The sequence below is a fragment of the Catellatospora sp. IY07-71 genome, from assembly GCF_018326265.1.
Classification (GTDB): Bacteria; Actinomycetota; Actinomycetes; order Mycobacteriales; family Micromonosporaceae; genus Catellatospora.
Genome location: NZ_AP023360.1, coordinates 8,531,771 through 8,557,262 on the forward strand (window position 1 = coordinate 8,531,771; position 25,492 = coordinate 8,557,262).

General features: G+C 72.6%; 23 protein-coding genes. 18 read left to right on the top strand and 5 right to left on the bottom strand.

Annotation, left to right across the window (positions count from 1 at the left end):
- Positions 1–17: 17 nt before the first annotated feature.
- From CS0771_RS38180 to CS0771_RS38190, 3 genes are all read left to right on the top strand, one after another.
- On the top strand, positions 18–1,106 hold the full coding sequence (locus CS0771_RS38180) for a sugar ABC transporter substrate-binding protein (RefSeq protein ID WP_212845474.1): 1,089 nt from the start codon (positions 18–20) through the stop codon (positions 1,104–1,106).
- Between the two features lie 94 nt (positions 1,107–1,200).
- Positions 1,201–2,028 (top strand): ATP-binding cassette domain-containing protein, encoded by an 828-nt coding sequence (locus CS0771_RS38185; protein ID WP_244871274.1) that lies wholly within the window; start codon positions 1,201–1,203, stop codon positions 2,026–2,028.
- Complete coding sequence (locus CS0771_RS38190) at positions 2,028–3,266, top strand: sugar ABC transporter permease (protein ID WP_212845475.1); 1,239 nt, start codon at positions 2,028–2,030, stop codon at positions 3,264–3,266. The genes CS0771_RS38185 and CS0771_RS38190 overlap by 1 nt, the downstream gene beginning before the upstream one ends.
- A gap of 19 nt (positions 3,267–3,285) precedes the next feature.
- Here CS0771_RS38190 and CS0771_RS38195 read toward each other — a convergent pair whose 3' ends face one another.
- The 3 genes from CS0771_RS38195 to CS0771_RS38205 all read right to left on the bottom strand — a co-directional run bounded on the left by CS0771_RS38195 (position 3,286) and on the right by CS0771_RS38205 (position 6,109).
- Entirely contained in the window at positions 3,286–4,143 is an 858-nt protein-coding gene (locus CS0771_RS38195; RefSeq protein ID WP_212845476.1) for a hypothetical protein, read from the bottom strand.
- A 164-nt stretch (positions 4,144–4,307) separates the two neighbouring features.
- The gene (locus tag CS0771_RS38200; protein WP_212845477.1) at positions 4,308–4,928 is read right to left on the bottom strand and encodes a response regulator transcription factor; all 621 of its coding nucleotides are present in this window, start codon (positions 4,926–4,928) and stop codon (positions 4,308–4,310) included.
- On the bottom strand, positions 4,925–6,109 hold the full coding sequence (locus CS0771_RS38205; RefSeq protein WP_212845478.1) for a sensor histidine kinase: 1,185 nt from the start codon (positions 6,107–6,109) through the stop codon (positions 4,925–4,927). The genes CS0771_RS38200 and CS0771_RS38205 overlap by 4 nt, the downstream gene beginning before the upstream one ends.
- Before the next feature lie 597 nt (positions 6,110–6,706).
- On the opposite strand from CS0771_RS38205, the gene CS0771_RS38210 reads away from it, so the two are divergent.
- The 3 genes from CS0771_RS38210 (at position 6,707) to CS0771_RS38220 (ending at position 10,052) form a co-directional block, all read left to right on the top strand.
- On the top strand, positions 6,707–7,801 hold the full coding sequence (locus CS0771_RS38210; RefSeq protein ID WP_244871275.1) for an alpha-hydroxy acid oxidase: 1,095 nt from the start codon (positions 6,707–6,709) through the stop codon (positions 7,799–7,801).
- A 35-nt stretch (positions 7,802–7,836) separates the two neighbouring features.
- Positions 7,837–9,105: a PLP-dependent aminotransferase family protein gene (locus CS0771_RS38215; protein ID WP_371821608.1), complete on the top strand. Its 1,269-nt coding sequence runs from the start codon at positions 7,837–7,839 to the stop codon at positions 9,103–9,105.
- A 233-nt stretch (positions 9,106–9,338) separates the two neighbouring features.
- Positions 9,339–10,052, top strand: a complete 714-nt coding sequence (locus CS0771_RS38220; RefSeq protein ID WP_212845479.1) for an SRPBCC domain-containing protein — start codon at positions 9,339–9,341, stop codon at positions 10,050–10,052.
- Positions 10,053–10,064: 12 nt separating this feature from the next.
- Here CS0771_RS38220 and CS0771_RS38225 read toward each other — a convergent pair whose 3' ends face one another.
- On the bottom strand, positions 10,065–11,000 hold the full coding sequence (locus CS0771_RS38225) for an alpha/beta hydrolase (protein ID WP_212845480.1): 936 nt from the start codon (positions 10,998–11,000) through the stop codon (positions 10,065–10,067).
- Between the two features lie 44 nt (positions 11,001–11,044).
- Positions 11,045–12,340: an acetyl-CoA carboxylase biotin carboxylase subunit family protein gene (locus CS0771_RS38230; RefSeq protein ID WP_212845481.1), complete on the bottom strand. Its 1,296-nt coding sequence runs from the start codon at positions 12,338–12,340 to the stop codon at positions 11,045–11,047.
- A gap of 172 nt (positions 12,341–12,512) precedes the next feature.
- Between CS0771_RS38230 and CS0771_RS38235 the strand changes: the two genes are divergently transcribed.
- The 12 genes from CS0771_RS38235 (at position 12,513) to CS0771_RS38290 (ending at position 25,414) form a co-directional block, all read left to right on the top strand.
- Positions 12,513–14,108: an MFS transporter gene (locus CS0771_RS38235; RefSeq protein ID WP_212845482.1), complete on the top strand. Its 1,596-nt coding sequence runs from the start codon at positions 12,513–12,515 to the stop codon at positions 14,106–14,108.
- A gap of 177 nt (positions 14,109–14,285) precedes the next feature.
- Positions 14,286–15,698, top strand: coding sequence for a class I adenylate-forming enzyme family protein (locus CS0771_RS38240; protein WP_212845483.1), 1,413 nt, complete (start codon positions 14,286–14,288; stop codon positions 15,696–15,698).
- A 91-nt stretch (positions 15,699–15,789) separates the two neighbouring features.
- Positions 15,790–16,047, top strand: a complete 258-nt coding sequence (locus CS0771_RS38245; RefSeq protein ID WP_203740269.1) for an acyl carrier protein — start codon at positions 15,790–15,792, stop codon at positions 16,045–16,047.
- 41 nt (positions 16,048–16,088) lie between these two features.
- Positions 16,089–16,292, top strand: coding sequence for a hypothetical protein (locus CS0771_RS38250; RefSeq protein WP_203740445.1), 204 nt, complete (start codon positions 16,089–16,091; stop codon positions 16,290–16,292).
- A 46-nt stretch (positions 16,293–16,338) separates the two neighbouring features.
- Positions 16,339–17,634 (top strand): beta-ketoacyl synthase, encoded by a 1,296-nt coding sequence (locus CS0771_RS38255; protein WP_371821609.1) that lies wholly within the window; start codon positions 16,339–16,341, stop codon positions 17,632–17,634.
- The gene (locus tag CS0771_RS38260) at positions 17,631–18,203 is read left to right on the top strand and encodes a beta-ketoacyl synthase chain length factor (RefSeq protein WP_212845484.1); all 573 of its coding nucleotides are present in this window, start codon (positions 17,631–17,633) and stop codon (positions 18,201–18,203) included. Before CS0771_RS38255 ends, CS0771_RS38260 begins: the two co-directional genes overlap by 4 nt.
- Before the next feature lie 13 nt (positions 18,204–18,216).
- On the top strand, positions 18,217–19,833 hold the full coding sequence (locus tag CS0771_RS38265) for a class I adenylate-forming enzyme family protein (RefSeq protein WP_212845485.1): 1,617 nt from the start codon (positions 18,217–18,219) through the stop codon (positions 19,831–19,833).
- Positions 19,830–21,101: a beta-ketoacyl synthase gene (locus tag CS0771_RS38270; protein WP_244871277.1), complete on the top strand. Its 1,272-nt coding sequence runs from the start codon at positions 19,830–19,832 to the stop codon at positions 21,099–21,101. The genes CS0771_RS38265 and CS0771_RS38270 overlap by 4 nt, the downstream gene beginning before the upstream one ends.
- 323 nt (positions 21,102–21,424) lie before the next feature.
- Complete coding sequence (hppD, locus tag CS0771_RS38275; RefSeq protein ID WP_212845486.1) at positions 21,425–22,540, top strand: 4-hydroxyphenylpyruvate dioxygenase; 1,116 nt, start codon at positions 21,425–21,427, stop codon at positions 22,538–22,540.
- A gap of 62 nt (positions 22,541–22,602) precedes the next feature.
- The gene (locus CS0771_RS38280) at positions 22,603–23,514 is read left to right on the top strand and encodes a phytanoyl-CoA dioxygenase family protein (RefSeq protein WP_212845487.1); all 912 of its coding nucleotides are present in this window, start codon (positions 22,603–22,605) and stop codon (positions 23,512–23,514) included.
- A 28-nt stretch (positions 23,515–23,542) separates the two neighbouring features.
- A complete protein-coding gene (locus tag CS0771_RS38285; RefSeq protein WP_212845488.1) occupies positions 23,543–24,331 on the top strand; it encodes a DUF3050 domain-containing protein in 789 nt (262 codons plus the stop codon).
- 90 nt (positions 24,332–24,421) lie between these two features.
- Complete coding sequence (locus tag CS0771_RS38290) at positions 24,422–25,414, top strand: methyltransferase (protein ID WP_212845489.1); 993 nt, start codon at positions 24,422–24,424, stop codon at positions 25,412–25,414.
- Positions 25,415–25,492: the final 78 nt, after the last annotated feature.

Consider the following 25,492-nt stretch of genomic DNA (forward strand, 5'->3'; position numbering starts at 1 on the left):
GCCGCAAGGGGGTTCGCATGATCTCGCGGCGCCTCGCCGTTGCCGTCTCCGCCGTTCTCCTGGTCGCGTTCGGTGTGGCCGCGTGTGAGAGCGGCGGTTCGCAGTCCGGGTCCGGAAGCGGTGGGAAGATCGCGCTGCTGCTCCCGGAATCGCAGACCACGCGGTACGAGCAGCACGACCGGCCGCTGTTCGAGGCCAAGGTCAAAGAGCTGTGCGCCGACTGCGAGGTCATCTACAGCAACGCCCAGCAGGATCAGAGCCGCCAGCAGCAGCAGGCCGAGGCGGCGCTCAACAACGGCGCGCAGGTGCTGGTGCTCGACCCGGTCGACGGCGCCGCGGCGGCCACCATCGTGTCGCTGGCGAAGTCGAAGAACGTGCCGGTGATCTCGTACGACCGGCTCATCCAGAACGCGCCGGTGGACTACTACATCTCCTTCGACAACGAGCGCGTCGGCCAACTGCAGGGCGAGTCACTGGTCAGCCGGCTCAAGGAGCTGGGCAAGACGGCCGGGAACGTCGTCATGATCAACGGCTCGCCGACGGACAACAACGCCAAGCAGTTCAACAAGGGCGCCCACTCGGTGCTGGACACCTCCGGCTTCAAGACCGTGCCGACGCCCGACTTCTTCACGCCCGAGTGGAAGCCGGAGAACGCCCAGCGCTTCATGGAGGGTCAGATCTCGCAGCTCGGCAAGGACGGATTCGTCGGGGTGTACGCCGCCAACGACGGCACCGCCGGCGGGGCGATCTCGGCCATGCGCGCCGCGGGCATGAGCCCGGTCCCGCCCACCACGGGCCAGGACGCCGAACTCGCCGCGATCCAGCGCATCGTCAACGGTGACCAGTACATGACGGTCTACAAGGCGTTCCAGCCGGAGGCCGACAAGGCCGCGGAGCTGGCGGTCGCGCTGGTCAAGGGCGAGAAGCCGACGACGGACCGGACCGTCGACAACGGCGCGGTGGACGTGCCCTCGTTCCTGCTGGAGCCGCAGGCGGTGAACAAGCAGAACATCAAGGACACCGTGGTCGCGGACAAGCTGTACACGGTCGAGCAGATCTGCACCCAGACGTACGCGGCCGCCTGCCAGGCGGCGGGCCTCACCTGAACCGGGCGGCGCAGCGGGCGACAGCGTTAAGAAGGGCACCTTCCTCTACGGAAAGCGTTAAGAAGGTGCCCTTCCTTCCCTATAGGGGGTGGCGGTGAGCGGGGCGAGGGAGGCGATCCTGTCGCTGCGCGGGATCAGCAAGCGGTTCGGGGCGGTGCAGGCGCTGACCGAGGTGGACCTGGACGTGGCCGCCGGGGAGGTGGTCGCGCTGGTCGGGGACAACGGCGCGGGCAAGTCCACACTGGTCAAGGTCATCTGCGGGGTGGGGCCGCCGGACAGTGGCACGATCACGTTCGCGGGGCGCGAGGTGCGGGTCGACAGCCCGCACGCGGCGCAGGAGCTGGGCATCGCCACCGTTTTCCAGGACCTGGCGCTGTGCGACAACCTGGACGTCGTCAACAACCTGTTCCTGGGCCGTGAGCTCAAGCGCGGCGCGGCGCTGGACGAGGTGGAGATGGAGCGGCGCAGCGGCAACCTGCTGCGCGAGCTGGCCGCGCGGATCCCGAGCGTACGGCTGCCCGTCGCGTCCCTGTCCGGCGGTCAGCGGCAGACCGTGGCGATCTCCCGATCGCTGCTCGGCGACCCGAAGGTGGTGCTGCTGGACGAGCCCACCGCCGCGCTCGGCGTGGCGCAGACCGCGCAGGTGCTCAACCTCATCGAGCGGTTGCGCGACCGCGGCCTCGGCGTGCTCCTGATCAGCCACAACATGGTGGACGTGCAGGCCGTCGCGGACCGGGTCGCAGTGCTGCGGCTCGGCCGCAACAACGGCGTGTTCCACATCGGCGAGGTGAGCAACGAGCAGATCATCGCGGCGATCACCGGCGCGACCCAGAACGTGGTCAGCGAGCGGGTGGCCCGGCTGCGCGCGCAGACCTCCGGCGACGACCCGCTGGCGTCCGGCGGCCCGGAGGGCGGCGCCTGATGACCGATCCCGTGACCGACCCGGCGGTGCCCCCGCCCACCCCGGCGACCGAGCTGAGCACCCCGAAGGAGGCGGTCGGCGGCTGGCTGCAGACGCTGCGCACCGGCGACATCGGCTCGCTGCCCATCATCATCGGGCTGGTCCTGATCGTGGTCGTGTTCCAGAGCCTGAACCCGACCTTCCTCAACGCGTTCAACCTGGTCAACCTCTGTCTGCAGATCGCCGCGCTGGGCATCATGGCCACCGGCATCACGCTGGTGCTGATGCTCGGCGAGATCGACCTGTCCATCGGCTCGGTCAGCGGCCTGGCCGCCGCGGTGCTGCTGGTCACCCACGTCAACCACGCCTCCGCCCCGCTGCTCGCGGTGCTGATCGCGGTGCTCGTGGGCACGCTCATCGGCGCGCTGCAGGGCACCATCTTCGCCCGGATCGGCGTGCCCTCGTTCATCGTGACCCTGGCCGGCCTGCTCATCTGGCAGGGCGTACAGCTGCGGGTGCTCGGCGAGCAGGGCACCATCAACCTTCCCCCGGCGGGCACGCTGGTGCGCTGGGCGCAGTTCTCGTTCGTGCCGCGCTGGCTGGCGCTCCTGCTGGCCGCGCTGGTCCCGGTGCTCTACCTGGTGGTCAACCTGATGACGCGCCGCCGCCGGAGCGCGGCCGGGCTGCCCGTGATGCCGCTGTGGCTGCCGGTCGCGGTGGCCGTGGCCCTGTTCGTGCTGCTGGAGGTCATCGTCCTGAAGCTGTACCTGGACCGGGGCGTGCCGTGGACGTTCGTGTTCATGGTGCTGATCGTGGTGTTCTTCGACTGGCTGCTGCGGCGCACCGGGTACGGCCGCAAGATCTTCGCGGTGGGCGGCAACATCGAGGCGGCCCGGCGCGCGGGCATCAACGTGGACGCGATCCGGATCTCGGTGTTCGCGCTGTGCAGCACGCTGGCGGCGGTCAGCGGCGTGGTCGCGGCGATGCGGCTCGGCTTCGCGAACCAGCAGTCCGGCAGCGGCGAGACGCTGATCAACGCGATCGCCGCCGCGGTCATCGGCGGCACCAGCCTGTTCGGCGGCCGGACCCGCCGCTACGCCCCGCTGCTGGGCGCGCTGGTGATCGGCGCCATCGCCAACGGCCTGGAACTGCTCAGCCTCTCCTCGGACGTACGCCTCATCGTCACCGGCACGGTGCTGCTGGCCGCCGTCGTCATCGACGCCCTGGTGCAGCGCTCGCGCACCTCGCACGGCCGCTGACCGCCTCTCGAACGGCGGGTCAGCGCGGCGCGGCGGTGTGGTGGGCGATGCCGTTGAGGATCACGACGAGCCCGGTCACCACGATCGCGGTGACGAGCATGACCGCGTAGAAGGCGGGCGGGAACATGCCGGCGCCGGGCACGTGGCAGGCCGCGTACGACAGCAGCCCGCCGCCGACGGCCGTGCCCGCGGTGAGCCGGACGGCGCGCGGGGGCCAGGACCGGCGGACCGCGAGCGGGATCAGCCCGGCGGCCAGCAGCAGCGCCGTCACCAGCCCCGCGACCACCCAGGACGGGTCGGCCGGGGGCGGCTCGGAGGCCAGCCGCGGCGGCTCCGCGAAGTACCAGCCCTCGCCCCCCTTGGGCAGGCCCAGCCGGTGCCAGCGGCCGTCGGCCGAGCGGTGCAGCAGCCCGTCGCGGCCGTTCGCGACGAACACGACGTGCCGCCCGCCGCCCACCTCGTGCACCACCACCGAGGTCGACGACAGGTGCGTCGCCGGGGCGCCCAGCGGCATGTAATCCGCGGCGAGCTGCGTGTAGTCGGCACCGACGATCTCCCAGGCCGTGGTCCAGCCTGCGGCGTCGCCGCCCGTCTCCACCCGGAGCAGGCTCGTCACCACGCGGTAGCACAGCTGCCCGGCACAGGACGACACCGATGGCGTCATGGGGCGTGCGCGTTCGGCCCGGCCGAGGTTGCGGCCCTCGTCGGAGACCAGCCAGAACTCATCGGCGTCGCCGCCCGTCACCTGGATCTGCACCCGGTCCGGACCGCCGTCGCCGACCGCGGTCACCTCCCATGGCACCCGCTCGCCGGAGCGGCCACATCCCATGAGCCCCGCCGCCAGCAGCAGTGCGATCGCCACCCGTGTCCATCGCATGGCGTCACTGTGGGGCCACCGCGCCACCCCGGCAACGGCAGCCGGATTGCGATCCGGCCACGATCCCGGGCGCACCGGCCGAGGAGCACCCGTGGGCGGGCCCTGGCAGCTTCCGGGTTGCGGTGGCAACCCGGAAGCTGCCGGTCGGGCGGGGAGAAGTCCGGTCAGCGGATGACGCCGCGGCGGCGGCCCTCGGCGGTGGCCGCGGTGCGGTTGTCCACGCCGAGCTTGGCGAAGACCTGCACCAGGTGCGACTTGACCGTCGCCTCGCTGATGAACAGCTGGCGGGCGATCGCCGAGTTGGAGTGGCCGCCCGCGACCAGTTGCAGCACCTGCGCCTCGCGCGGGGTGAGGCTGACCCCGGGGGCGCGCTCGCGCGAGGTGAGCCTGGTGGCCACCGAGGGCGCGAGGACCGTCTCCCCCGCGGCCGCCGCGCGCAGGGCCCGCAGCAGGTCCGCCGGTTCGGCGTCCTTGAGCAGGTAGCCGATGGCGCCCGCCTCGATCGCGCGCAGGATGTCGGCGTCACTGTCGTAGGTGGTCAGCACCAGCACCCGGGGCGGCCGGGGCAGCTCGCGTACCCGGGCGGTGGCCTGCGCGCCGTCCAGGCCGGGGCCGAGCTGCAGGTCCATCAGCACGACGTCGGGCGTGTGCGCGGCGGCCAGCCGCACCGCCTCCTCGCCGCTCGCGGCCTCGCCGACCACCCGCAGGCCGGGGTCGGCCTCCAGCGTGGCACGCAGCCCGGCCCGCACGATCGGATGGTCGTCGACGACGAGCACGGTGATCACGACGGCTCCTCCCGGGGCGTGGGCAGCGGGGCGGTGGCGCTCACCGCGGTGCCCCGGCCGGGGGCGGACTCGACCACCAGCGCCCCGCCCACCTCGGCGAGGCGGCCGCTCATCGCGGACAGGCCGAGCCCGGTGCCGGCCGAGGGCGCCGCCGCGGGGCGCAGCGGGTCGAAGCCGACGCCGTCGTCGACGACGTCCACGCGTACCGCATCGGGCTGGAAGGCCAGGGTCACCACGACCGTGCCCGCCTGAGCGTGGGTACGCACGTTGGCCAGCGCGCCCTGCGCCGCGCGCAGCAGCGCGACCGCGATCGGGGTCGGGACCGCACCGGCCTCGCCGTCCACCACGAACCGCGCGTCGACGCCGAAGTGGCGTACGTCGCCCACGGCCCGCTCCAGCGCCTCGGGCAGCGAACGTCCGGTGAGCTCGGCCGGGGCCAGCGCGCGGACCAGCCGCCGGGTGTCCTCCAGCGCGCCGCGCGCCGCCTGCTCGGCGACCTCCAGCCGGGGACCCGGATCGGCCGCGTCGCGCGCGGCGCGCAGCAGCAGGATCACGCTGGACAGGTTCTGCGCCACGGTGTCGTGGATCTCGCGGGCCAGGCGCTCGCGTTCGGCGAGGATGCCCTCGCGGCGCTCGGTCGCGGCGAGCCGCTCCTGCGCCGCGGTCAGCTCGCGGACCAGCTCGGCCCGTGCCTCGCTCTCGCGGCGCAGCCGGCGGTAGACCGCGGTGATGACGATGGCCACGGCCGCGCCGAAGACCGGGCCGAGCACCGTGCCGGAGTCGAGGCCGCCGCGGTGCAGGCCGCCCGCGGCGACGGCGCCCGCGGTGAGCGCGGCCACCCAGGGCAGGGCCTGCCGGGTCGGCAGCAGTTGCATGGTGAGCAGGTACAGCGCGAACGCCAGCCAGACGAAGGACAGCGAGAGCGCGGTCAGCGCGGCCCAGCCGGCGGTGAGCACGGCCAGCCACAGCATCGCCAGCCGGGGTCCGGCGGCGCGGCGCGACAGCGCCATGCCCACGGCGTACCAGCCGGCGACCGCGACGCCCGCCGCGACGACGGCCGGGCGGTGCCGCCCGTCCACCCACGCCTCGACCGCGCCCAGCGCCAGCAGCGCCGCGAAGAGCACGTGTTCGGCGCGGCGCAGCAGCGTCAGCGCGTCCGACCCTCGCTCCGCCCTGCTCATGAGGGGCGAGCGTAGCCGGGTCCGCCGGGTGGGGCGGCCTCGCCTCGGACCCGACGTCCACCGGGGGCGTGGTGGTGACGGGTTCGGGCCGGCCGGCCCGGCGGTGAAACGGGACCGGGACGCGGCGCAGCCGCGCCCCGGTTGTCACCTCATGATCAGGCGACGACGCCGTCGACCTCGCGCTGAGCAACCTCGCGCTTGGCAACCTCGCGCTGAGCAACCTCGCGCTTGGCGACCTCCTTGGCGACCTCCATGATCACACCTCCTCCGCAGATCTTGACGGGCACGCGCCGTCCCGACCCTCCGATGACTGCATGGTTTGTCACCGAAGGGGTCCAGCGGCTCGCGTTAGCGACTGTAGCGATTGTTGACTCAGCAGTGAAGCCTTTCAATGGTGATCTGTTGGCGAAGCGCTCTGAACTGTCCGAATAGACGGCAATGAGTGTCGGCGTGCCGACACAACAAGGGCCCCTTCGATTGAAAACGGTATCTAAATCATTCTTACGACAATCACTGCATAGTGATCGCCAGGTATTGCGTCCCGTCGATCAGCTCTTCTAGCGTGGGGCGCGGACGGGACGAGTGTGTGGAGGTCCGTTGCCGATCCTGCGCACCGACGACTACCGCGCTCTGGCCCAGCCGAGGCTGCCCGCGGACGTCTGGGACTTCATCGACGGCGGCAGCGGCGCCGAGCTCACCCTCGACGCCAACCGCCGGCTGTTCGACCGCGCCCAGCTGCGCCCGCGCGTGCTCGTCGACGTCTCGGTCACCGACACCACCACCAAGCTGCTCGGCGGCAGGCTGGCAGCCCCGCTCGGCGTCGCGCCGGTGGCGTACCACCGCCTGGCGCACCCCGACGGGGAGGTCGCCACCGCGCGGGGCGCGGGCGCGACCGGGGCCCTCTTCGTGGTCAGCATCTTCGCCAGCCGCAGCCTGGAGGAGATCGCGGCGGCCGCGACCGGACCGCTCTGGCTCCAGCTGTACTGGCTGCGCCGCCGCTCCGCGCTGGCCGGCCTGGCCCGCCGCGCCCAGGACGCCGGCTACCGCGCGCTGGTGCTCACCGTCGACGCGCCGCGGATCGGCCGCCGCCTGCGCGACCAGCGCAACGGCTTCGCCGTCGACCCCGCGATCCGCGCCGTCAACCTCGACGACGCGCTGATGGCCACCACCCACGAGCCGGTCGCCGGCGCCTCCGCCATCGCCGCGCACGCCGCGCAGACCTTCGACCCGACCGTCACCTGGGCCGACCTGGCCTGGCTGCGCAGCCTCACCGACCTGCCGCTGGTGCTCAAGGGCGTGCTCACCGCCGAGGACGCGGACCGGGCCGTCGAGCACGGCGTCGACGCGATCATCGTGTCCAACCACGGCGGACGGCAGCTCGACGGCGCGGTGCCCGCACTGCGGGCGCTGCCCGAGGTGGTCGCGGCCGTGGCGGGCCGCTGCCCGGTGCTGCTGGACGGCGGCGTACGCCACGGCCGGGACGTCTTCGTGGCACTGGCCCTGGGCGCGAGCGCGGTCCTGGTCGGCCGGCCCGCGCTGTGGGCCCTGGCGGTGGACGGCGCCGACGGGGTGGCACACCTGCTGCGGCTGCTCAGCGAGGAGCTGGCGCACACCATGGCGCTGGCCGGGCGCCCCCGGCTGGCCGACATCGGCCGCGACGCGGTGCTCACCCCCGAGCGCGCGGACGTCTGAGGGAGCCGGAAGTGGTGGAGCTGGTCAAGGAGGCGATGCACGCCTCGGTGAGCGACCCCGTCGCCGCCTCGATGAACTTCCTGAACGAGGTGGCCGGCCGCTACCCCGACGCGATCTCGCTGGCCGCCGGGCGGCCGTACGAAGGCTTCTACGACACCGCCGACATCACCCGCTACCTGGACCTCTACACCGGACACCTGCGGGCGCAGGGACAGACCGAGGAGCAGGTGCGCCGGTCGCTGATGCAGTACGGCCGCACCAACGGTCAGATCCACGGCCTGATCGCCCGGATGCTCGCCACCGACGAGGGCATCGAGGTGCCCGCCGAGGCGATCTCGGTCACCGCGGGCTGCCAGGAGGCCATGATCATGGCCCTGCGCGGCCTGTGCGCCACCCCGGACGATGTGCTGCTCGCCGCCGAGCCCTGCTACGTCGGCATCACCGGTGCCGCCCGGGTGCTGAACATCGACGTGGTCCCGGTGCCGGAGGACGGGGACGGCCTGGACCCGCGGCGGGTCGCCGAGGCCGCCCGCGCGGTCCGCGCGCAGGGCCGCCGCGCCCGTGCGCTCTACCTGGTGCCGGACTTCTCGAACCCGTCGGGGCGCTGCCTGGATCTGCCCGCCCGGCACGCGCTGCTGGACGTGGCCGAGGCCGAGGACCTGCTGATCCTGGAGGACGACCCGTACGGCCTGTTCGGGCTCGACGACCGCCCCCGGCCCCGGCTGAAGTCGCTGGACGAGCGCCGACGGGTGATCTACCTCGGCTCGTTCGCCAAGTCGGTGTTCCCGGGCGCGCGCATCGGGTTCCTGGTCGCCGACCAGACCGTGGTCGACGCCACCGGACGGCGCACGCTGCTGGCCGAGGAGCTGTCCACGATCAAGAGCATGGTCACGGTGAACACCTCCCCCATCGCGCAGGCGGTGGTGGGCGGGGTGCTGGTCGAGTCGGGTTGCAGCCTGAAGGCCGCCAACGTCGAGAAGATCGCCTTCTACCGGCGCAACCTGCGCCGCCTGCTGGACGCGCTCGACCGGCACCTGCCCGCGCCCTGGCGCGACGAGGCGGGCATCCGCTGGAACGTGCCCGCGGGCGGCTTCTTCGCCGTGCTGGACGTGCCGGTGGCCGCCGACGAGAAGCTGCTGGAGGTCTCCGCCTCCCGGCACGGGGTGCTGTGGACGCCGATGAGCTTCTTCTACACCGACGGCGGCACCCACTCGCTGCGGCTGTCCTGCAGCGGCCTCGACCCGGACACCCTGGAGGAGGGCGTACGCCGCCTCGCCGCCCTCCTCCGCGACCAGATCGCCTGACCCCCACCCGCCTCCCCACGCCCCGGGCCGCGACCTCCGCGCCCGGGGCGACCGGTCGTGCCCACAGTTTCAGGGAAAGTGCAGCTTGAGACGGAATCGAGGGTGCACTTTCGGGGAAACTGCACCGCCGGACACACCGACGAGGTTTCCCTCCTTGACAACTTTTATTGTCGGTGAAATGGTGAGGCGAGATCCGGTGCCGTCCGGCGCGGATACCGACAAGGAGCAGGACCATGGGTAAGAACTTCGAGATCGTGCGCGAGGGCGAGCTGACGACCACCCCGGAGGAGTACTGGGACGCCGTCACCACCGGCAACGGCGGCTGGCTGTGGCCGATGGAGTTCGAGCCGCGGGTCGGCGGGGCGGCCGCGTTCGGCGGCACCATCACCGCGTGGGAGCCGCCGCACCACCTGTGCTCCCGGATCGACGGCGAGGACGGCTGGTTCAACCAGGTCGAGCACACCGTCGAGGGCCGCGACGGCGGCCGGACCCGGTTCCGGTACGTGCACAGCGGCGTCTTCACCGACGACTGGGCGAACCAGTACGACGGCGCCGCCCAGCACACCGACTTCTACCTGCACACCCTCGGGCAGTACCTGGCCCACTTCAGCCGCCGCCCGGTGGTCTACCTGTCCACCGACGCGCCCGCCGCGTCGAACTCGCCCGGCGGCTTCACCACGCTGCGCGCCGCGCTCGGCCTGACCGCGCAGACCGGCCAGGACGACACCGTCCAGGTGGCGCTGCCGCTCGGGGAGACCGAGGCGGTCGTGGACTACCTCCACCCGAACTTCGTCGGCCTGCGCACCGGCAGCGCGATGTACCGCTTCTTCGGCCGCAACGCGTTCGGCGCGCCGGTGGGGGTGGCGGTGCACCACTTCGCCGCGGACGCCGACGCCGCCGCCGAGCAGAAGGCCCTGGAGGAGTGGCTCGCGGGCGTGTACGCCTGAGCCGCCCGCGGGTCAGCCGGCGAACCAGGTGCGCAGCTGCTGGGCGGCCTGGGCCAGGGCGCGGCGGCCGGCTTCCAGCTCGCCGCCCATGCAGAAGAAGCCGTGCACCATCCCGTCGTAGCGGGTGAGCGTCACCGGCACGCCTTCGCGCCCGAGGCGGCGCGCGTACTCCTCGGCCTGGTCGCGTAGCGGGTCGTACTCGGCGGTGATGACCAGGGCCGGGGGCAGGCCGGTGAGCGTCTCGGCGCGCAGCGGGGAGGCCAGCGGGTCCAGCCCGTCCTCCGGCCGGGTCAGGTAGTTCGCCCAGTACCAGGCGACCGAGGTGGCGTTGAACAGGTACGGGTCGGTGCCGTCGCGCATGGACGCGGTGTGCGAGTGGTAGTCCGTGTTCGGGTACACCAGCAGCTGCCCGGCCAGCGGCAGGTCGCCGTCGGCGCGGGCGAGCAGGGTCACCGCGGCGGCCAGGTTGCCCCCGGCGCTGTCCCCGCCGACGGCGATGCGGGCCGGGTCGGCGCCCAGCTCGGCGGCGTGCTCGGCGACCCAGCGCACGGCGGCGTGGCAGTCGTGCACGGCGGCCGGGAAGCGGTGCTCCGGGGCCAGCCGGTAGCCCGCCGATACGACCAGGCAGCCGGTCGCGTTGGCGAGGCTGCGGCAGACCGCGTCGGAGGTGTCGATGGTGCCCAGGGTCCAGCCGCCGCCGAAGAAGTACACCAGCACGGGCAGCTCCGCACCGGTGACCGGCCGGTAGATCCGGATCGGCAGCGGGCCGCCCGGCCCGGGGATCTCGCGGTCGGTCACCTCGGCGACGTGCTCCAGGTCGCCGCCGGAGGCCTGGATCGAGGCCAGGTCGGCGGCGCGGGCCTCGTCCACCGACAGCGTGTAGAGCTGCGGGGTGCGGCTGGCCTCGCGGCGCGTGCGCATCGCCTGGACCTGCGGGTGAAGCGGCATCGACCTCTCCTGATCTGACTCGGTGCGACCGGACCGCGGCCTGCTCAGCCGGCCGCGGTGGCGGCGTGTACGAAGTCCGCGTTGCGGGGGTCGGTGTAGAGCTCCCGCAGCGTCGGCGCGAGCGGCAGCACCTCGATGTGCGCCGTGAACCAGTCGGCCAGCTCGGTGAGCCGCCGCCGGGCGGTGTCCAGGTCGGCCGTGTGCACCACGATCTCGCCCATCCGGGCGAACGTGTTGGCCGCGTTGCCCTGGATGCGCATGCCCTTCGGCACGAAGAGCCGGGCGTGCACCACGTCGGGCTGGGCGAGCACCTCGGCGGCGCTTGGAAAGCCGAGCACGACCCCGGGCCGCAGCGGCAGGAAGGTGGCGGCGACGACGCCGTCGCGGATCTGCGTGCGGGCCGGGCCGACCGGCTCCAGCAGCGCGCGTACCCCGTCGGCGGCCAGGTCCACGCCGAACTTCCACAGGATCTGGTCGCGGATCGGGCCGCCCGCGCGCCGGGCGGCACACTCGCTGAACACCAGGCTGCCGTCGGGCCGCTGGAACAGCTCCATGTGGAACACGCCGTCGGTCAGGCCCAGCGCCGCCAGCGCCGCGCTCACCAGCGGCGACGCCAGCTCGTAGGCGTCCTTGTCGGCGACCGGGTCGAGCAGGTACGTCTGCACCGGCGCCTTGTCCAGCACGGCGCTCAGGCAGGGCTGGGCATACCGGCCGAGGCTGAGGAAGCACAGCTGCCCCTCGGACAGGTAGCCGTCGGCGAACCACTCCTCGCCGGTCACGAACTCCTCGACCACGAAGTTGCGCGCGGTGGTGCCCGCCGCGCGGCACTGCGCGCTGATCCGGGCCAGCTCCGCGTCGCCGGTCACCACATGGGTCGACTGGGTGGCCATGCCCGCCACCGGCTTGACCACCGCTCGCGCGTAGGGCAGCCGGAAGCCGTCCGGCAGCTCGCGGATGTCGTCGATCAGCGTGCAGGCGGTGACCGGCAGCCCCGCCTCGCGCACCGCCTGCTTCTGCAGGAACTTGTCCCGGAACCGGGCGACCGTCTGCGGTGCCGGGCCGCGCGCGCCGAGCAGCCCGGCCAGCATCGCGGCGGTCATCAGCGCAGGGTCGTCGTAGGCGTACACCGCGTCGAAGGAGCCGGGGCCGAAGCCGGCCCGCAGCAGGCCGTTCACGGCGGCGTCGATGCTCTTGTGGTCGTCGACGAAGACGGTGCGCACCCCGTCCGGCAGCGGCAGGCCGCCGTCGCGGGTGGTCGCGCCCAGCAGCACCGTCACCTCCACATCGGAGGCTGCGGCGGCCAAAGCGGGCAGGTCCGCACCCACCATGAGCAACCGCATCGAGCGAACCGCCTTCCCCGGTCGGACCGCGGCCGCACCCCGCGGATCGAAGGTCACCGTATCGACGGCGACCTGGCGTGTCCATAGCGCGACGGGGCGATACCGCTGGATGCTTCGATGCGGGAGGTTCCCTGCTGGTACAAATGTCGGGGCCGCATGAGGAGGAGCCGCCTTGTCCGTCGCGACGCCGAAGTCGCCCTGGCGCCGCCGGGCCGCCATCCCGGGTCTGGTCGCCGCGGAGGCGATCTCCGTCATCGGCGGCCGGATGTCGTTCCTGGCCATCCCCTGGCTGGTGCTGGTCACCACGGGCAGCCCGGTCAAGGTCGGCGTGGTCGCCGGGGCGGAGACGCTGGTCTACGTGCTGAGCGGGGTGCTCGCCGCGCCGCTGCAGGACCGGATCGGCTCGCGTACCACGTCGATCCTGTCCGACGGGGCGAGCGCGGTGGTGATGGGCGCGATCGCGCTGACCGGCCAGCTCGGCTTCGGCGTGCTGATCGTGCTGTCCACGCTGGCCGGGGTGCTGCGGGCGCAGGCGGACCGGTCGAAGAACAACCTGCTCAAGCCGCTGATGGACGCGGCGAAGACGGACTTCGGCCGGGTGTCGGCCGCCCGCGAGGGCGTGCTGCGCACGTCCGGCCTGATCGGCGCGTCGGTGGGCGGGGTCGCCATCGCGGCGTTCGGCGCGGTCGGCGCGATCTGGTTCGACGCGCTCACCTTCCTGATCGCCGCGGTGCTGGTGGTGTTCTTCATCCCGGACCCGGCGTCGCGCAGGGAGGGCGCGGCCGGGGCGGCCCCGCCGCACGAGCCGTACCTGACCGCGCTGCGGGGCGGGTTCACCTACTTCCGGAACGAGCCGCTGCTGCGGGCGGTGACCGGGATGCTGTTCTTCACCAACCTGTTCAACCAGGCCAGCGCCGTGGTGTTCGTGCCGATGTGGGTGCTCACCGTGCTGCACTCGCCGGTGGCGCTGGGGTCGGTGGCGGCGGCGTACGCCATCGGCATGATCGTGGGCAGTGTCGTGTTCGCGACGCTCGCGCCGTACCTGCCGCGCTACAGCGCGCTGGTCTTCGGCTACTTCGTGGGCGGCGCGCCCCGCTTCCTCATCTTCGCGATCAGCGACGACCTCACCGTGATCGTGATCGTGACGTTCCTGAGCGGCATGGTGATGTGCTCGGTCAACCCGACCATCGGCGCGGTCATCTACCAGCGGGTGCCCGGGGCGATGCTGGCTCGCGCGGGCGGCATCATCACGGCCGTCGCGATGGCCGGCATCCCGCTCGGCGGCGTGCTGGCGGGTCTGGTCGTGGAGCGGCTGGGCCTGGTCAACGGGGTGCTGCTGGCCTCGCTGCTGTACTTCGCGGTCACCCTGACCCCGGTGATCCGGCACCGCGTGTGGCGCGAGCTGAACGACGCCGGGGCCCGCGCGCCCGCGGCCGATCGGACGGCCCCGCTGCCCAAGGGGTACGGGCTGGGCGCGGCGGCGCTCGGCCCGCGGGTGACGCTGCGCTACGCCGACGGCGGCTGGACCGTGCACGCCCGGCAGGGGCTGCGCACGCTGGCCCGGCGGCGGCCGGTGGCGCCGAAGGCGGCGCTGCACGCGCTGACCCGGATCGAGGTGCCCGCGGTGCACACGGCGGTGTCCGAACTGGTCAGTCGGGACCGCGACAACACACGGCTGGAGACCGTCCGGAAACGCACCGAGCTGGCTCGGATGGAATACGTCATGAGCGACATAAATGCCGGATTGCGGGCCCCGCATCTGCCATGAAAAGCCCGAATATCACCCCCTCCATTCACGTATCGACAGACTTAAAGCGAACATTGCAACTGCTTCGATCGGCTTGTTAGGCTCCGGATTCACCGGGTCCGTCGGGGGCGCACGGATCGGGTTCCCAGCACCCTTCTGCGCGAGCACCTTCTGCGCGAGCAACTGGCGGAGCAGATCATGAGCAACACAGGTTGGGCAACCGGCGCGCCCCTGGCAGCCACCTCCGACTGGGTCGACGAGCACCTGCTGCGCGGCGACGACCGCGAGGTGTGCCTCCACTTCGGATCCCCCGTGACCCGGGCCGCGCTGCGCGCCGCCGTCGCCGAGCGCGAGACCGCCCTGCGCGGGCTGGGCCTGGCCCGGGGCGGCTCGGTCGCGCTGCGGCTGCCGCCCTCGCCGGCGTACGCGGCCAACCTGCTCGCCGCGTGGCGGATCGGCGCGCAGGTCGCGCTGCTGGACCACCGGCTCACCGCGTACGAGACCGACCGTGCCCTGGAGCGGCTCCAGCCGCAGGTGCTGGTGGGCTTCACGGGTGCCCTGCCCGGCGGGCTGCGCGCGTTCTACGACGTCACCGACGTGCCCGAGGCCCGGGACGGCCGTCCCGCCGAGACCGGGCACGCCGTGGTGCAGCTCAGTTCCGGCTCCACCGGCCCGTCCAAGGTCATCGCGCGGACCGCCGAGCAGCTCGTCGCCGAGGTCGACCGGTACACCCGGATCGACGGCGTGCCACTGCCCGGCGAGCGGGTGGTGCTGCTGGCCTCGGTCGTGCACGTGCTCGGCCTGGTCGGCGGCCTGCTCTACTGCCTGCACGCGGGCACCGAGCTGGTGCTGCCGGAGCGGCTCACCGTGGACGCGATCCTGCGCGCGGTCGAGGCGGGCGACGCGCCGACCACGCTGCTCGGCGTGCCGTTCCACACCGAGCTGCTCGCGTCCAACCCGAACCCGCCGAAGCTGGCCCAGCTCAAGCGGATGACCACCGGCGGCGAGCTGGTGCGGGCCGAGGTGGCGCAGCGCTTCACCGACCGCTACGGCATCACGCTGGGCAACATGTACGGCATGACCGAGGTCGGGGTCATCGCCACCGACCTGTTCGGCGAGCACCGTCCCTCGCTCATGCCCGCCCCGGGCATCACCGTGCGGGAGCAGGACGGCGAGCTGCTCGTGGCGACGCCCGCGAGCCCGTACATCGGGCTGTCCGACCCGACCCGCTGGGTCGACGGCTGGCTGCACACCAAGGATGCGGGCCGGGTGGACCCGGCGACCGGGCTGATGACCGTGCTCGGCCGGCTCGACTCGCAGGTGTCGGTGGGCGGCCTCAAGGTCGACCTGACCGAGGTGGAGCACACCCTGGCCGCGCTGCCGGGCGTGGAGGGGGCGGTGGTCGTCTACGACGGCGGCATCGAAGCCTTCGCGGTGGTGCCCGACCCCGGCGCGGCGGCGGCGCTGGAGGGTGAGCTGGCCGTGCGGCTGGCCCCGTACAAGCGGCCGCGCGTGCTGCACATCGTCGAGCAGCTGCCCCGCACCGCGACCGGCAAGCTGGTCCGCGACCACGCGGTGCTCCGCACGGCGGAGCCGAAGCCGGCCCCATGAGCCCCGGAACGGCCCTGCGCCGTGTCCGCCAAGTCTCCCGACCGCAGCCGATCCGGGCCCGCCGGGCCGTCAACCATGGAAGGAATCCGCTATGAGTGCCGAGGTGCGCCAGTTCGTGATCGACGCGATCGCGGCGATGAACTACCCGATCGACGACGTCGACGCCGACACCCCGCTCGGCTCCGCCGGGGTGGACCTGGAGTCGCTGGCCGTCGCCGAGCTCGCGGTGCGGGTCGAGGACGCCTACGGCGTGACCTTCACCGACGAGGAGTCCGAGCAGATGGCGGCGATGACCGTCGGCGAGTTCGCCGAGGCCGTCGCGCAGCGCGCCGAGCTGGCGAGCGCCTAGTGACGACCCGCTCCGCGCCCGGCCGGGACGACGTGGTGAGCATGCTCGCCACGTACGGCGAGCGCACGCCGGAGCAGGTGCGCGACCGCATCGACTCCCTGGAACTGGCGTGGCTGATCCACCAGGTCGAGCAGCGCTACGGCGTGGTGCTCGACCTGGACGACGACCTGCTGATGCGGATGACCTCGGTGGACGGCGCGGTCGTCGTGCTGGGCGAGGCGCTCGCGGAGCGGGCCGGTGACTGAAGCGCGCCCGGCCGCGGCGACCCGGCGGCACGACCGGCCACAGGTCGTGCTCACCGGGCTGTCGGCGGTCAGCGCGTACGGCCGGGGAAACCAGGCCCTGCTCGACGGCGTCCTGGCGGGGCGGCCGGCGTTCGCGCCGGTCACCCGCTTCGACGTCGCGGCCCGCCGGGTCCGGGTCGGCGCGCTGCTGCCCGGCGACCCCTCGCTGCTCGACGAGCTGCTGTCGGTGGTGGACGAGGCCTGCACACAGGCCGGGCTGTCCACCGCCGACCGCGCCGCGACCCGCCTGCTGCTGGCCGTGCACGGCGACCCCGACGGCTCCCGGCCCCGCGCGGCGGGTGCCGCGACGCCGGACGGGCGCGGTTCCACCGGCGCGGCGGCCATGCCGGGCAATCCTGGCGCCACGGGTGCGGCGGTGTCCGTCCCGCTGAGCGACCGCGGTGCCACGGGCTCGGCGGCCACGCCGGATGGGGCGGCATCGCTGCGCGTGCCCGCGATGCGACGCGCTCCGGACGACGCCGTGTGGCAGACGGCGCCCGGAGCGGGTGCGTTCGCCGCGATGGTCGCAGCGAAGGCCGGTTTGGCAGGGCGGCCGCGCACATACACGAGCGCCTGCGTCGCGGCGAGCACCGCGGTCGCCGACGCGGCCGCGATGATCACCGCTGGTGACGCGGAGCGGCTGGTCGTGGCCGCCGGTTACCTGGTCGATCCGGATCAGTTCGCGCTGTTCGACGCGGGCCGGGCGCTGGCCGCCGACGGTGCGGTTCGGCCGTTCAGCGCCGGGCGCAAGGGGCTGCTGCTCGGTGACGGCGTCGCCGCGGTGGTGCTGGAATCCGACCGCGCCGCGCGGGCGCGCAAGGCGCAGGTGCTGGCCGCGGTGCACGGCTGGGGCCGAGCGGGCGACGGCTACCACGTGGTGCAGCCGCGGCCGGACGGCGCCGGGCTGGCCCGCGCCATCGGCGCCGCGCTGGACCGGGCCGGGTTCGCCCCGGCCGAGATCGGCTACGTGAACGCGCACGGCTCCGGCTCGGCGCAGAGCGACGCCGGTGAGGCCGCCGCGCTGCACCGGGCCCTGGGCGGGCACGCCGCGCGGGTGCCGATCAGCTCCACCAAGTCGCTGCACGGGCAGGCGCTGGAGGCGTCGCCGCTGCTGGAGCTGGTGACCACGGTGCTGGCCATGCGCGCCGGGCTGCTCCCGGTGAACGCGGGCTTCCTCGAACCCGACCCCGGCTGCGAGCTGCGGCTGATCACGGGCGAGCCGCTGGAGGCGCGCCCGGCGTACGCGCTGAGCCTCAACGCCGCCTTCGGCGGCGCCAACACCGCCCTGGTGATCGGCGTATGAGCAGCCAGACCATCTCCCCCACCCACGGGGTGCCCGGCCTCGTCGAGCTCGCCCGCGCGAGCTGGCCGGAGTCCCCCGCCGACACCGAGCCGCCGCAGCTGGCCGGCTTCGTGCTGTCCTCGTTCAGCCCGCTCGTCGCCGAGGTCGCCCGCCGCTGCCTGACCGCCGCGTACGGGCAGCCGCCCGCCGACCCGGCCCGCGGCGCGCGTACCGCGGTGATCATCTCGTCCTGCTCCGGCGACGCGACGACCGCCGCGGCGGTGGCCCGCGCGGTCGCCGCCGGGCAGCGGCTCGGCCCGCTGCTGTTCTTCCAGGCCGTGCCCAACGCGGTGGCCGGCTATGTGGCGGCGCGGTGGGAGCTGGGCGGGCCGGTGGTCTCGCTGAGCCCGGACGGCGGGGCCGATCCCGTGCCGGAGTCCCTGGCCGAGGGGCTGGCGGCGGCGTCGCTGCTGATCCGCGACGGCGACGCCGACGAGGCCCTGGTCATCGTGGCCGAGCAGGCCACCGACGACGGCGGGCGCGACCGCGCGCTGGCCGTGCTCGTACGAAGCAGCGACATAACCGAGTAGAGGGAGTGCAGCGATGTCCAGCACCAACCTGCGGGCGATCCTCGCCGCCGACGCCGACCTCGGCGCCGGGAACGTCATCACCCGGTTGCTGGCGCACGGCGCCGACCCGGCCGGGCCGGGGCTGACCTTCGACGTCGACGTCGACGGGCACCCGGCCTGGGAGCCGCTGACGCTGGGGCAGCTCGACGAGCGGGTCGCCGCCCGCGCCGCGTGGCTGCACCAGCGCGGCATCGGCTGGCGCGACCCGGTGGCCGTCTACACCACCACGTCGGCCGACGTGGTGCTGAGCTTCCTCGCCCTCAACCGGCTCGGTGCCATCCCGGCGCTGCTCAACGGCAACCTCAGCGGCGAGATCGCGGCCGAGTACATCCGCCGCCTGCGCGCCGTGGGCGTGCTGACCGACGCGAAGCACGCCGCGCTGCTGGAGGGCCGCGACTTCGGCTCGCGCCTGCTGGGTGACGTGTCGGAGATGGGCACCGCCGACCCGGCCCAGGCGCCCGCGGCGTACCGGCACCACCCGGACGACCCGATCTCGATCACGCACTCCTCGGGCACCACCGGCCTGCCGAAGGCGATCGTGCATTCGCACACCACGCTGTTCGCGGCGACCCGCAAGATCCGCCTGTCCGGCCCGCGCGCGCAGGGCACCGAGCGCGTGGTGTGCGCGCTGCCCGCCGCCCACACGGCCGGCATCCTGTCCATCAACCAGGCCCTGTGCAACCGGGCCGAGCTGGTGTTCCTGTCCTCCCAGCGGGGCGACTACGTGCTCGACGCGATCGAGCGCTACAAGCCGACCGGCGTCTTCGGCTTCGCGGTCACCTGGGCCGACATGGCCCGCCACGACCTGACCAAGCGCGACATCGACTCGGTGGCGATCTGGTTCAACACCGGCGACTGCGCGCACGAGGCGCACATCCGGCCGCTGGTGAACGTGGGCAGCCGCAACACCGTCACCCGCGAGGGGGTGACCCGGGTGAAAGGCTCGATGTTCATCGACGGCATCGGCTCCACCGAGATGGGCCACTCGGCCTTCCACATCACCCACCGGCTGGACACCGACCGCTACGACCGCTGCATCGGCCGCCCGCACGTGTTCGCCGACGTCGCGGTGCTCGACGACGAGGGCGAGCCGGTGGGGCCGGGCACGGTGGGCCACCTCGGCCTGAAGTCGCCCACGGTGACGCTGGGCTACTGGAACGACTCGGTGACCACGTTCCGCACTCGCCAGCGCGGCTACTACCTCACCGGCGACCTCGTGTACTACGACGAGGACGGCTACTACTACCACGTGGACCGCGCGGTGGACTCCGTCGTGCTGGACGGCGGGCACTGGCTGCACACGTCGCTCACCGAGGAGAAGATCCTCGCCTCCTGCCCGGACGTGCTCGACTGCACCGTGGTCGCGGTCCGCGAGAACGGCATCGTGGTCACCGACGTGCTGCTCCTGCTGCGTCCCGAGGCCGACGCGGCGGCGGACCGGCGGGCGGCCGTGGTGGCGGCGCTGGGCGAGCACGCCGCGCCGACGCTGCGCGCGATCAACGCGGTGCACGACGAGGACATCCCCACCGGCGCGACCGGCAAGGTGCGCAAGCTGGTGCTGCGCGAGCGGGCGCTGGCAGGTGCCGCGTGACGAACAGCAGCCGCCCTGACATCGTCGTCACGGGCATCGGCCTGGTCACCCCGGTCGGGCAGGAACTCGACCAGATCTTCGACGCGCTGTGCGGCGGGCGCTCCGGGATCGTCGCCACACCCGAGGGGCATCCCGCGCAGGGGTCCCTGGAGGTGATGGGCAAGGGCCCGGACATCGACGCGGCCGACGTGCTGCCCGGCCCGGAGTCGCGCACGCTCGACCGGTACATCGTGCACGCGCTGGTCGCCGCGGAGCAGGCGATGGCCGACGCGGACCTGGTCGTCGGGCGGGACGTGGACCCCTACCGGGCGGCCACCGTGGTGTCCGGCACCGGCGGCCTGGCCACGCTGGAGTCGCAGGTGGTGACCCGCACCCAGCAGGGCCGCTTCGGGGTGAGCCCGTACCTGCTGCCGGGCATGCTGCCGAACATGGCCACCGCCCGCATCGCCATCAAGTACGACCTGCGCGGCTACAGCTCGTCGATCGGCACCGCGTGCGCCGCCGGGGCGCAGTCGATCGCCGAGGGCATGCGCATCCTGCGTAACAACGAGGCCGACGTGGTGCTGGTGGGCTGCGGGGAGGCGCCCCTGTTCCCCACCCTGGCCGACACCTTCCACAACACGCGGGCGCTGGCTCGAGGCTGGGCCAAGGACCCGACCTCGGCGAGCCGGCCGTTCGACAAGCGCCGCAACGGCCTCGTGCTGGCCGAGGGCGCGGGCGTGTTCGTGCTGGAGCGGGCTGCGGACGCGGACGCGCGGGGGCGCGCGGCGTACGCCACGCTGCACGGCTGGGGGGCGACCACGGACGCCCACCATCCGACGACGCCCCGCCCCGACGGCGACGCGCAGGCCGAGAGCATGCGCCGGGCGCTGGCGGACGCGGGGCTCGGCCCGGCCGACATCGGCTACCTGAACGCCCACGCGACCAGCACGAAGATGGGCGACGTGGCGGAGTCGACGGCGATCGGCCGGGTGTTCGCCGGGGCCATGCCGGCGGTCAGCTCGAACAAGGGGGTCACCGGGCACATGCTCGGCGCCTCCGGGGTGATCGAGGCGGCCGCCACGGCGCTGGCGGTCGGCCACGGCCTGCTGCCGCCCACGGTCAACCTGGACGAGCCCGATCCGGCGTGCGATCTCGACCATATTCGCGGTAAGGCTCGGCAAAATCCGATCGATTTCGCGCTGTCCAATTCATTCGGATTCGGCGGCCACAATGTGAGCCTTGTCCTGGGTCGGCCCACCACCAGACTCAGCCGTTTTGCCGAGTGAGACCTCGCCGGAAAGTTTGCATCAGACAACATACTGTCTCAGTTAAATATTTGCCTGGATAGGTATTGAGAGACGTCTGCACAACCCGCTAGCGTGACAGATGACGGCCTTCCGCCGGAGCAGTCGGCTCCGGTGGGACGGCCGTGACGAGGGACGTCACAGGGGCACGACGGCCAATCGGATCATCGGGGGTTCATTCGGCGTGCGTGAAAACACGCCGGGGCGAACCCCGATCCGTGGACCCGTTCCGCGCCCCACCTGGCGGGATCGAGTCCTGGCAATACGTGCGACACAGGACAGCGACCGCCAAGGGGTAGGTAGGAATGAACATTCTCGGCATCGACCACCTGGAGTTCTACGTCGGTGACGCCCGGCAGACGGCCTACTATCTGTGCACCGCGTTCGGCTTCCGGGTCTGCGGGCAGGGTGGTCCGCAGACCGGTCTGACCGGGCAGCGCTCACTGCTGCTGCAGCACGGCGACATCCGCATCGTGCTGACCTCCGGCCTGGTGCCGGAGCATCCGGCGACGCAGTATGTCGGCCGGCACGGCGACGGCGTGGCGATCATCGCGTTCCAGACCGACGACGCGGCCGGGCTCTACGAATCGGTGGTGTCCCGCGGGGCTGCCGCGCTGGCCGGGCCGCAGGTGCACGAGAACGCCGACGGGCGGGTCGTCACCGCGAGCGTGTCCGGCTTCGGCGACGTCACCCACCGCCTGGTGGAGCGGCACGGCAACCCGTGGGAGTTCCTCCCCGGGACGTTCGAGATGACCCTGCCGGAGCAGTCGTTCGACGCCGACCTGCTGCGGGTCATCGACCACTGCGCGATCTGCGTGCCCGCCGGGGAGCTGGGCGCCACCTCGCGCTACTACCAGGACGTCTTCGGCTTCGCGGAGATCTTCGAGGAGTACATCGAGGTCGGCGGCCAGGGCATGGACTCCAAGGTGGTGCAGAGCCAGTCCCGGCAGGTGACGTTCACCCTGATCGAGCCGGACCTGTCGCGTAAGCCGGGCCAGATCGACGACTTCCTCTCCTGGCACGCCGGCGCCGGGGTGCAGCACGTGGCGTTCCGCACCGACGACATCGTCACCGCCGTGCGCACCTTCGCCGAGAAGGGAGTGGGCTTCCTGAGCACGCCGCAGGCCTACTTCGACGCGCTGGAGCAGCGGCTGGGCAGCGTCGACCTGCCCATCGCCGAGCTGCGCAGCCTCGGCGTGCTGGTCGACACCGACCACTACGGCCAGCTGTACCAGATCTTCACGCAGTCCATGCACGTGCGCCGGACGCTGTTCCTGGAGCTGATCGAGCGGCACGGCGCGCTGACCTTCGGCAGCAGCAACATCAAGGCGCTGTACGAGGCCAAGGAGCGTGAGCTGGCCCGGCCCGCCGACGCGGCCGCCGAAGCCGCCCCCCGGCCCGCCGGCCTGGCCGCCGCCTGAGACCCGGGACACCCCCGTGCACCACAGCCTCCACCACCACCCCGATATGAGGAGCGAGACCCATGGCTGAGCAGTTCAATCTGACCGACGAGGAGCGCGAGCTGCTCCCGTCCGACGAGGACGTCGCGTTCTACGCCGCGCACGGCTGGTACCTGACGAAGAAGCTGTTCAGCGATGCCGAGGTCGACGAGCTGGTCGACGCGAGCGAGCGCTTCTACGCCGGGGAGCGCAGCCGCTCGCTGCCGCTGCGCCCGCGCCGCCTGGCCTACTGGGAGCCCTCGCACGGGGCGGTGCAGCGGCACAACGACTACGTGCACTACGAGCACGACGGCCTCGCCAAGCTGCTGCGCAAGCCGCTGATCGGCGCGGTCGCGGCGCGGCTGGCGCAGGCCGACGAGATCCGCATCTTCCAGTCCACGCTGATCTACAAGCCGCCGCGCCCGGAGGAGCCGACCAACGTGGTGCCGTGGCACTTCGACCGGCACTACTGGGCGTCGTCGACCTCCGAGCGCATGCTCACCGCGTTCATCCCCTTCCACGACTGCGATGAGGAGATGGGCACCATCACCATGGTCGACGGCAGCCACCTGTGGCGGGAGACCGGCAACAACGACACCACCGCCAAGCACTTCGCCGAGCGGGACAAGGAGGACCTGGAGGTCCTGCTGGCCCGCAACGCGGAGTTCAACGGCCAGACGGTGCGCAAGGTGCCGATGATCATCCCCAAGGGGCACATGAGCTTCCACCACTGCCGGACCTACCACGGCAGCGGCGCCAACCGCAGCGACCGCCCGCGCCGCGCGATCTCCCTGCACCTGCAGGACGGCGAGAACACCTACCGGCCGTACGCGCTCAGCGACGGCACCGTCGTCGGCTACAACCACGACGAGCTGGTGCGCAAGACCCCCGACGGCCGTCCGGACTACGCCGACCCGGACTACTGCCCCGTCCTCTGGACCTCAGCCAGCCGCTGACCCATCACCGCATCACTAGGAGGAACGCATGTCGCGATACGACTGGGGCCAGACTCACCCGGGCATCACCAGGCTTGAGGACGCCGTCAGCGACGCCCGCACCGCCGTCATCACCCACCCGATCTACGCCGCGCTGGACAGCCACCAGGCCATCGTCACGTTCATGGAGCACCACGTCTTCGCGGTGTGGGACTTCATGTCGCTGCTCAAGTCGCTGCAGCGCAGCCTGACCAGCGTCAGCGTGCCATGGATCCCGAGCGGCCCGACCGGCAGCCGCCGCCTGATCAACGACATCGTGCTGGTCGAGGAGAGCGACGAGCTGCAGGGCGGCTTCATCAGCCACTTCGAGCTGTACGTCAAGGGCATGGACGAGGCCGGCGCAGACACCACGGTGATCAACACCTTCATCGACCTGCTCCGGACCGGCAGCACCGTCGAGTCGGCGCTGGTCGAGGCCAAGGTCAACCCGGTCTCGGCGGAGTTCGTGCGGACCACGTTCCGTTTCATCGACACGCTGCCGGTGCACTGCCAGGCCGCCTCGTTCGCGTTCGGCCGCGAGGACCTGATCCCGGACATGTTCCAGCAGGTCATCAAGGTGAACCAGGAGGGCGGCAAGCTCGACACGTTCGTGGACTACCTGGCCCGGCACATCGAGGTCGACGGCGAGGAGCACACCCCGATGGCCATGCAGATGGTCACCGACCTGTGCGGCGACGCCGACGAGCGGTGGGCGGAGGCGGCGCAGACGGTGAACGCGGCGCTGGCCGCCCGGCAGCGGCTGTGGACGGGCATCCACGACGCGATCAAGGCGTGCTGACCTCTCTTTTTTTCGGCCGCGGCTCACTTACGGCGACCGCCGAAAGTGAGCCGCGGCGCGGCACATCGACGACACGGCACGGAGCCCTGCATGAACGAATCCCTCGCCCGCCGCAAACTGCTCGGCATCCTCTCCGGCACGTGGGTCGCCCAGGGGGTGTACGCGCTGGTGAAGCTGGGCGTGCCGGACCTCATGGCAGCCGGCCCGGTGCACGTCGGGCAGCTCGCCCACGACTGCGGGGCCGACGCCGCCGCGCTGCGCCGGCTGCTGCGCGCGCTGGCCCTCATGGGCCTGTTCACCGAGCCGGAGCCGGACACGTTCGGCCTCACCGCCACCACCGAGCTGCTACGCGCCGATGTGCCGGGCTCGGTGCGGCTCAACGCGTTGATGCAGGGCGACGAGGTGTTCCGCTCGTTCGCCGAGATCGTGCATACGGTGCGTACCGGCCGCCCCGCGTTCGAGGCGGTGTACGGCCGCCCGTTCTACGACTACCTCGACGACAACCCCACCGCGGCGGCGGTGTTCAACGAGTCCATGGGCGACCAGCGCCCGCCGGACGGGCTGGCCGGATGTGACCTGACCTGGGCGGACACCGTGGTGGACGTCGGCGGCGGCAATGGCAGCCTGCTCATCGACGTGCTGACGCGCCACCCGGCGCTGCGCGGGGTGCTGCTGGAGCTGCCCGACGCGGCCGAGGCGGCGCGCCTGCGGCTGGCCGAGGCGGGCCTGGCCGAGCGCTCGGCCTGCGTGGCGGGCAGCTTCTTCGACGGGGTGCCCGCGGGCGGCGACGCGTACGTGCTGGCCCGGGTGCTGCACAACTGGAACGACGACAATGCGTTGGCGATCCTGCGGCAGGTGCACGCGGTCGTGCCGCCGCATGGGCGGGTAATCGTGCTGGAGGAGCTGCTGCCGGAGACCGTCCCGGCGGCGGGCCGCTCCGCGGCCGGTCTGGTCGACCTGCTGATGCTGGTCACCTTGGAGGGCCGCGACCGCACCGAGCAGGAATACCGCGAGTTGCTGGGCAAGGCCGGGTTCGAGGTCGTCGGGGCTCGGCCCGGCGTGCTGGAGGCGCGGGCGGCGTGAGCGAGCGGACCACACAGCGCGGCGGTAGATCTTGTGCACTTCGTGCTGTCCCAGCGACACGAAGTGCACAAGATCGCT

What these genes read in the sequence shown, in the direction of transcription:
- CS0771_RS38180 (WP_212845474.1), top strand. Translation starts at nt 18, where the DNA reads ATGATCTCGCGGCGCCTCGCCGTTGCCGTCTCCGCCGTTCTCCTGGTC.
- CS0771_RS38190 (WP_212845475.1), top strand. Translation starts at nt 2,028, where the DNA reads ATGACCGATCCCGTGACCGACCCGGCGGTGCCCCCGCCCACCCCGGCG.
- CS0771_RS38195 (WP_212845476.1), bottom strand. Translation starts at nt 4,143, where the DNA reads ATGCGATGGACACGGGTGGCGATCGCACTGCTGCTGGCGGCGGGGCTC.
- CS0771_RS38205 (WP_212845478.1), bottom strand. Translation starts at nt 6,109, where the DNA reads ATGAGCAGGGCGGAGCGAGGGTCGGACGCGCTGACGCTGCTGCGCCGC.
- CS0771_RS38215 (WP_371821608.1), top strand. Translation starts at nt 7,837, where the DNA reads ATGCACGCCTCGGTGAGCGACCCCGTCGCCGCCTCGATGAACTTCCTG.
- CS0771_RS38220 (WP_212845479.1), top strand. Translation starts at nt 9,339, where the DNA reads ATGGGTAAGAACTTCGAGATCGTGCGCGAGGGCGAGCTGACGACCACC.
- CS0771_RS38225 (WP_212845480.1), bottom strand. Translation starts at nt 11,000, where the DNA reads ATGCCGCTTCACCCGCAGGTCCAGGCGATGCGCACGCGCCGCGAGGCC.
- CS0771_RS38230 (WP_212845481.1), bottom strand. Translation starts at nt 12,340, where the DNA reads ATGCGGTTGCTCATGGTGGGTGCGGACCTGCCCGCTTTGGCCGCCGCA.
- CS0771_RS38240 (WP_212845483.1), top strand. Translation starts at nt 14,286, where the DNA reads ATGAGCAACACAGGTTGGGCAACCGGCGCGCCCCTGGCAGCCACCTCC.
- CS0771_RS38245 (WP_203740269.1), top strand. Translation starts at nt 15,790, where the DNA reads ATGAGTGCCGAGGTGCGCCAGTTCGTGATCGACGCGATCGCGGCGATG.
- CS0771_RS38250 (WP_203740445.1), top strand. Translation starts at nt 16,089, where the DNA reads ATGCTCGCCACGTACGGCGAGCGCACGCCGGAGCAGGTGCGCGACCGC.
- CS0771_RS38260 (WP_212845484.1), top strand. Translation starts at nt 17,631, where the DNA reads ATGAGCAGCCAGACCATCTCCCCCACCCACGGGGTGCCCGGCCTCGTC.
- CS0771_RS38265 (WP_212845485.1), top strand. Translation starts at nt 18,217, where the DNA reads ATGTCCAGCACCAACCTGCGGGCGATCCTCGCCGCCGACGCCGACCTC.
- hppD (WP_212845486.1), top strand. Translation starts at nt 21,425, where the DNA reads ATGAACATTCTCGGCATCGACCACCTGGAGTTCTACGTCGGTGACGCC.
- CS0771_RS38280 (WP_212845487.1), top strand. Translation starts at nt 22,603, where the DNA reads ATGGCTGAGCAGTTCAATCTGACCGACGAGGAGCGCGAGCTGCTCCCG.
- CS0771_RS38285 (WP_212845488.1), top strand. Translation starts at nt 23,543, where the DNA reads ATGTCGCGATACGACTGGGGCCAGACTCACCCGGGCATCACCAGGCTT.
- CS0771_RS38290 (WP_212845489.1), top strand. Translation starts at nt 24,422, where the DNA reads ATGAACGAATCCCTCGCCCGCCGCAAACTGCTCGGCATCCTCTCCGGC.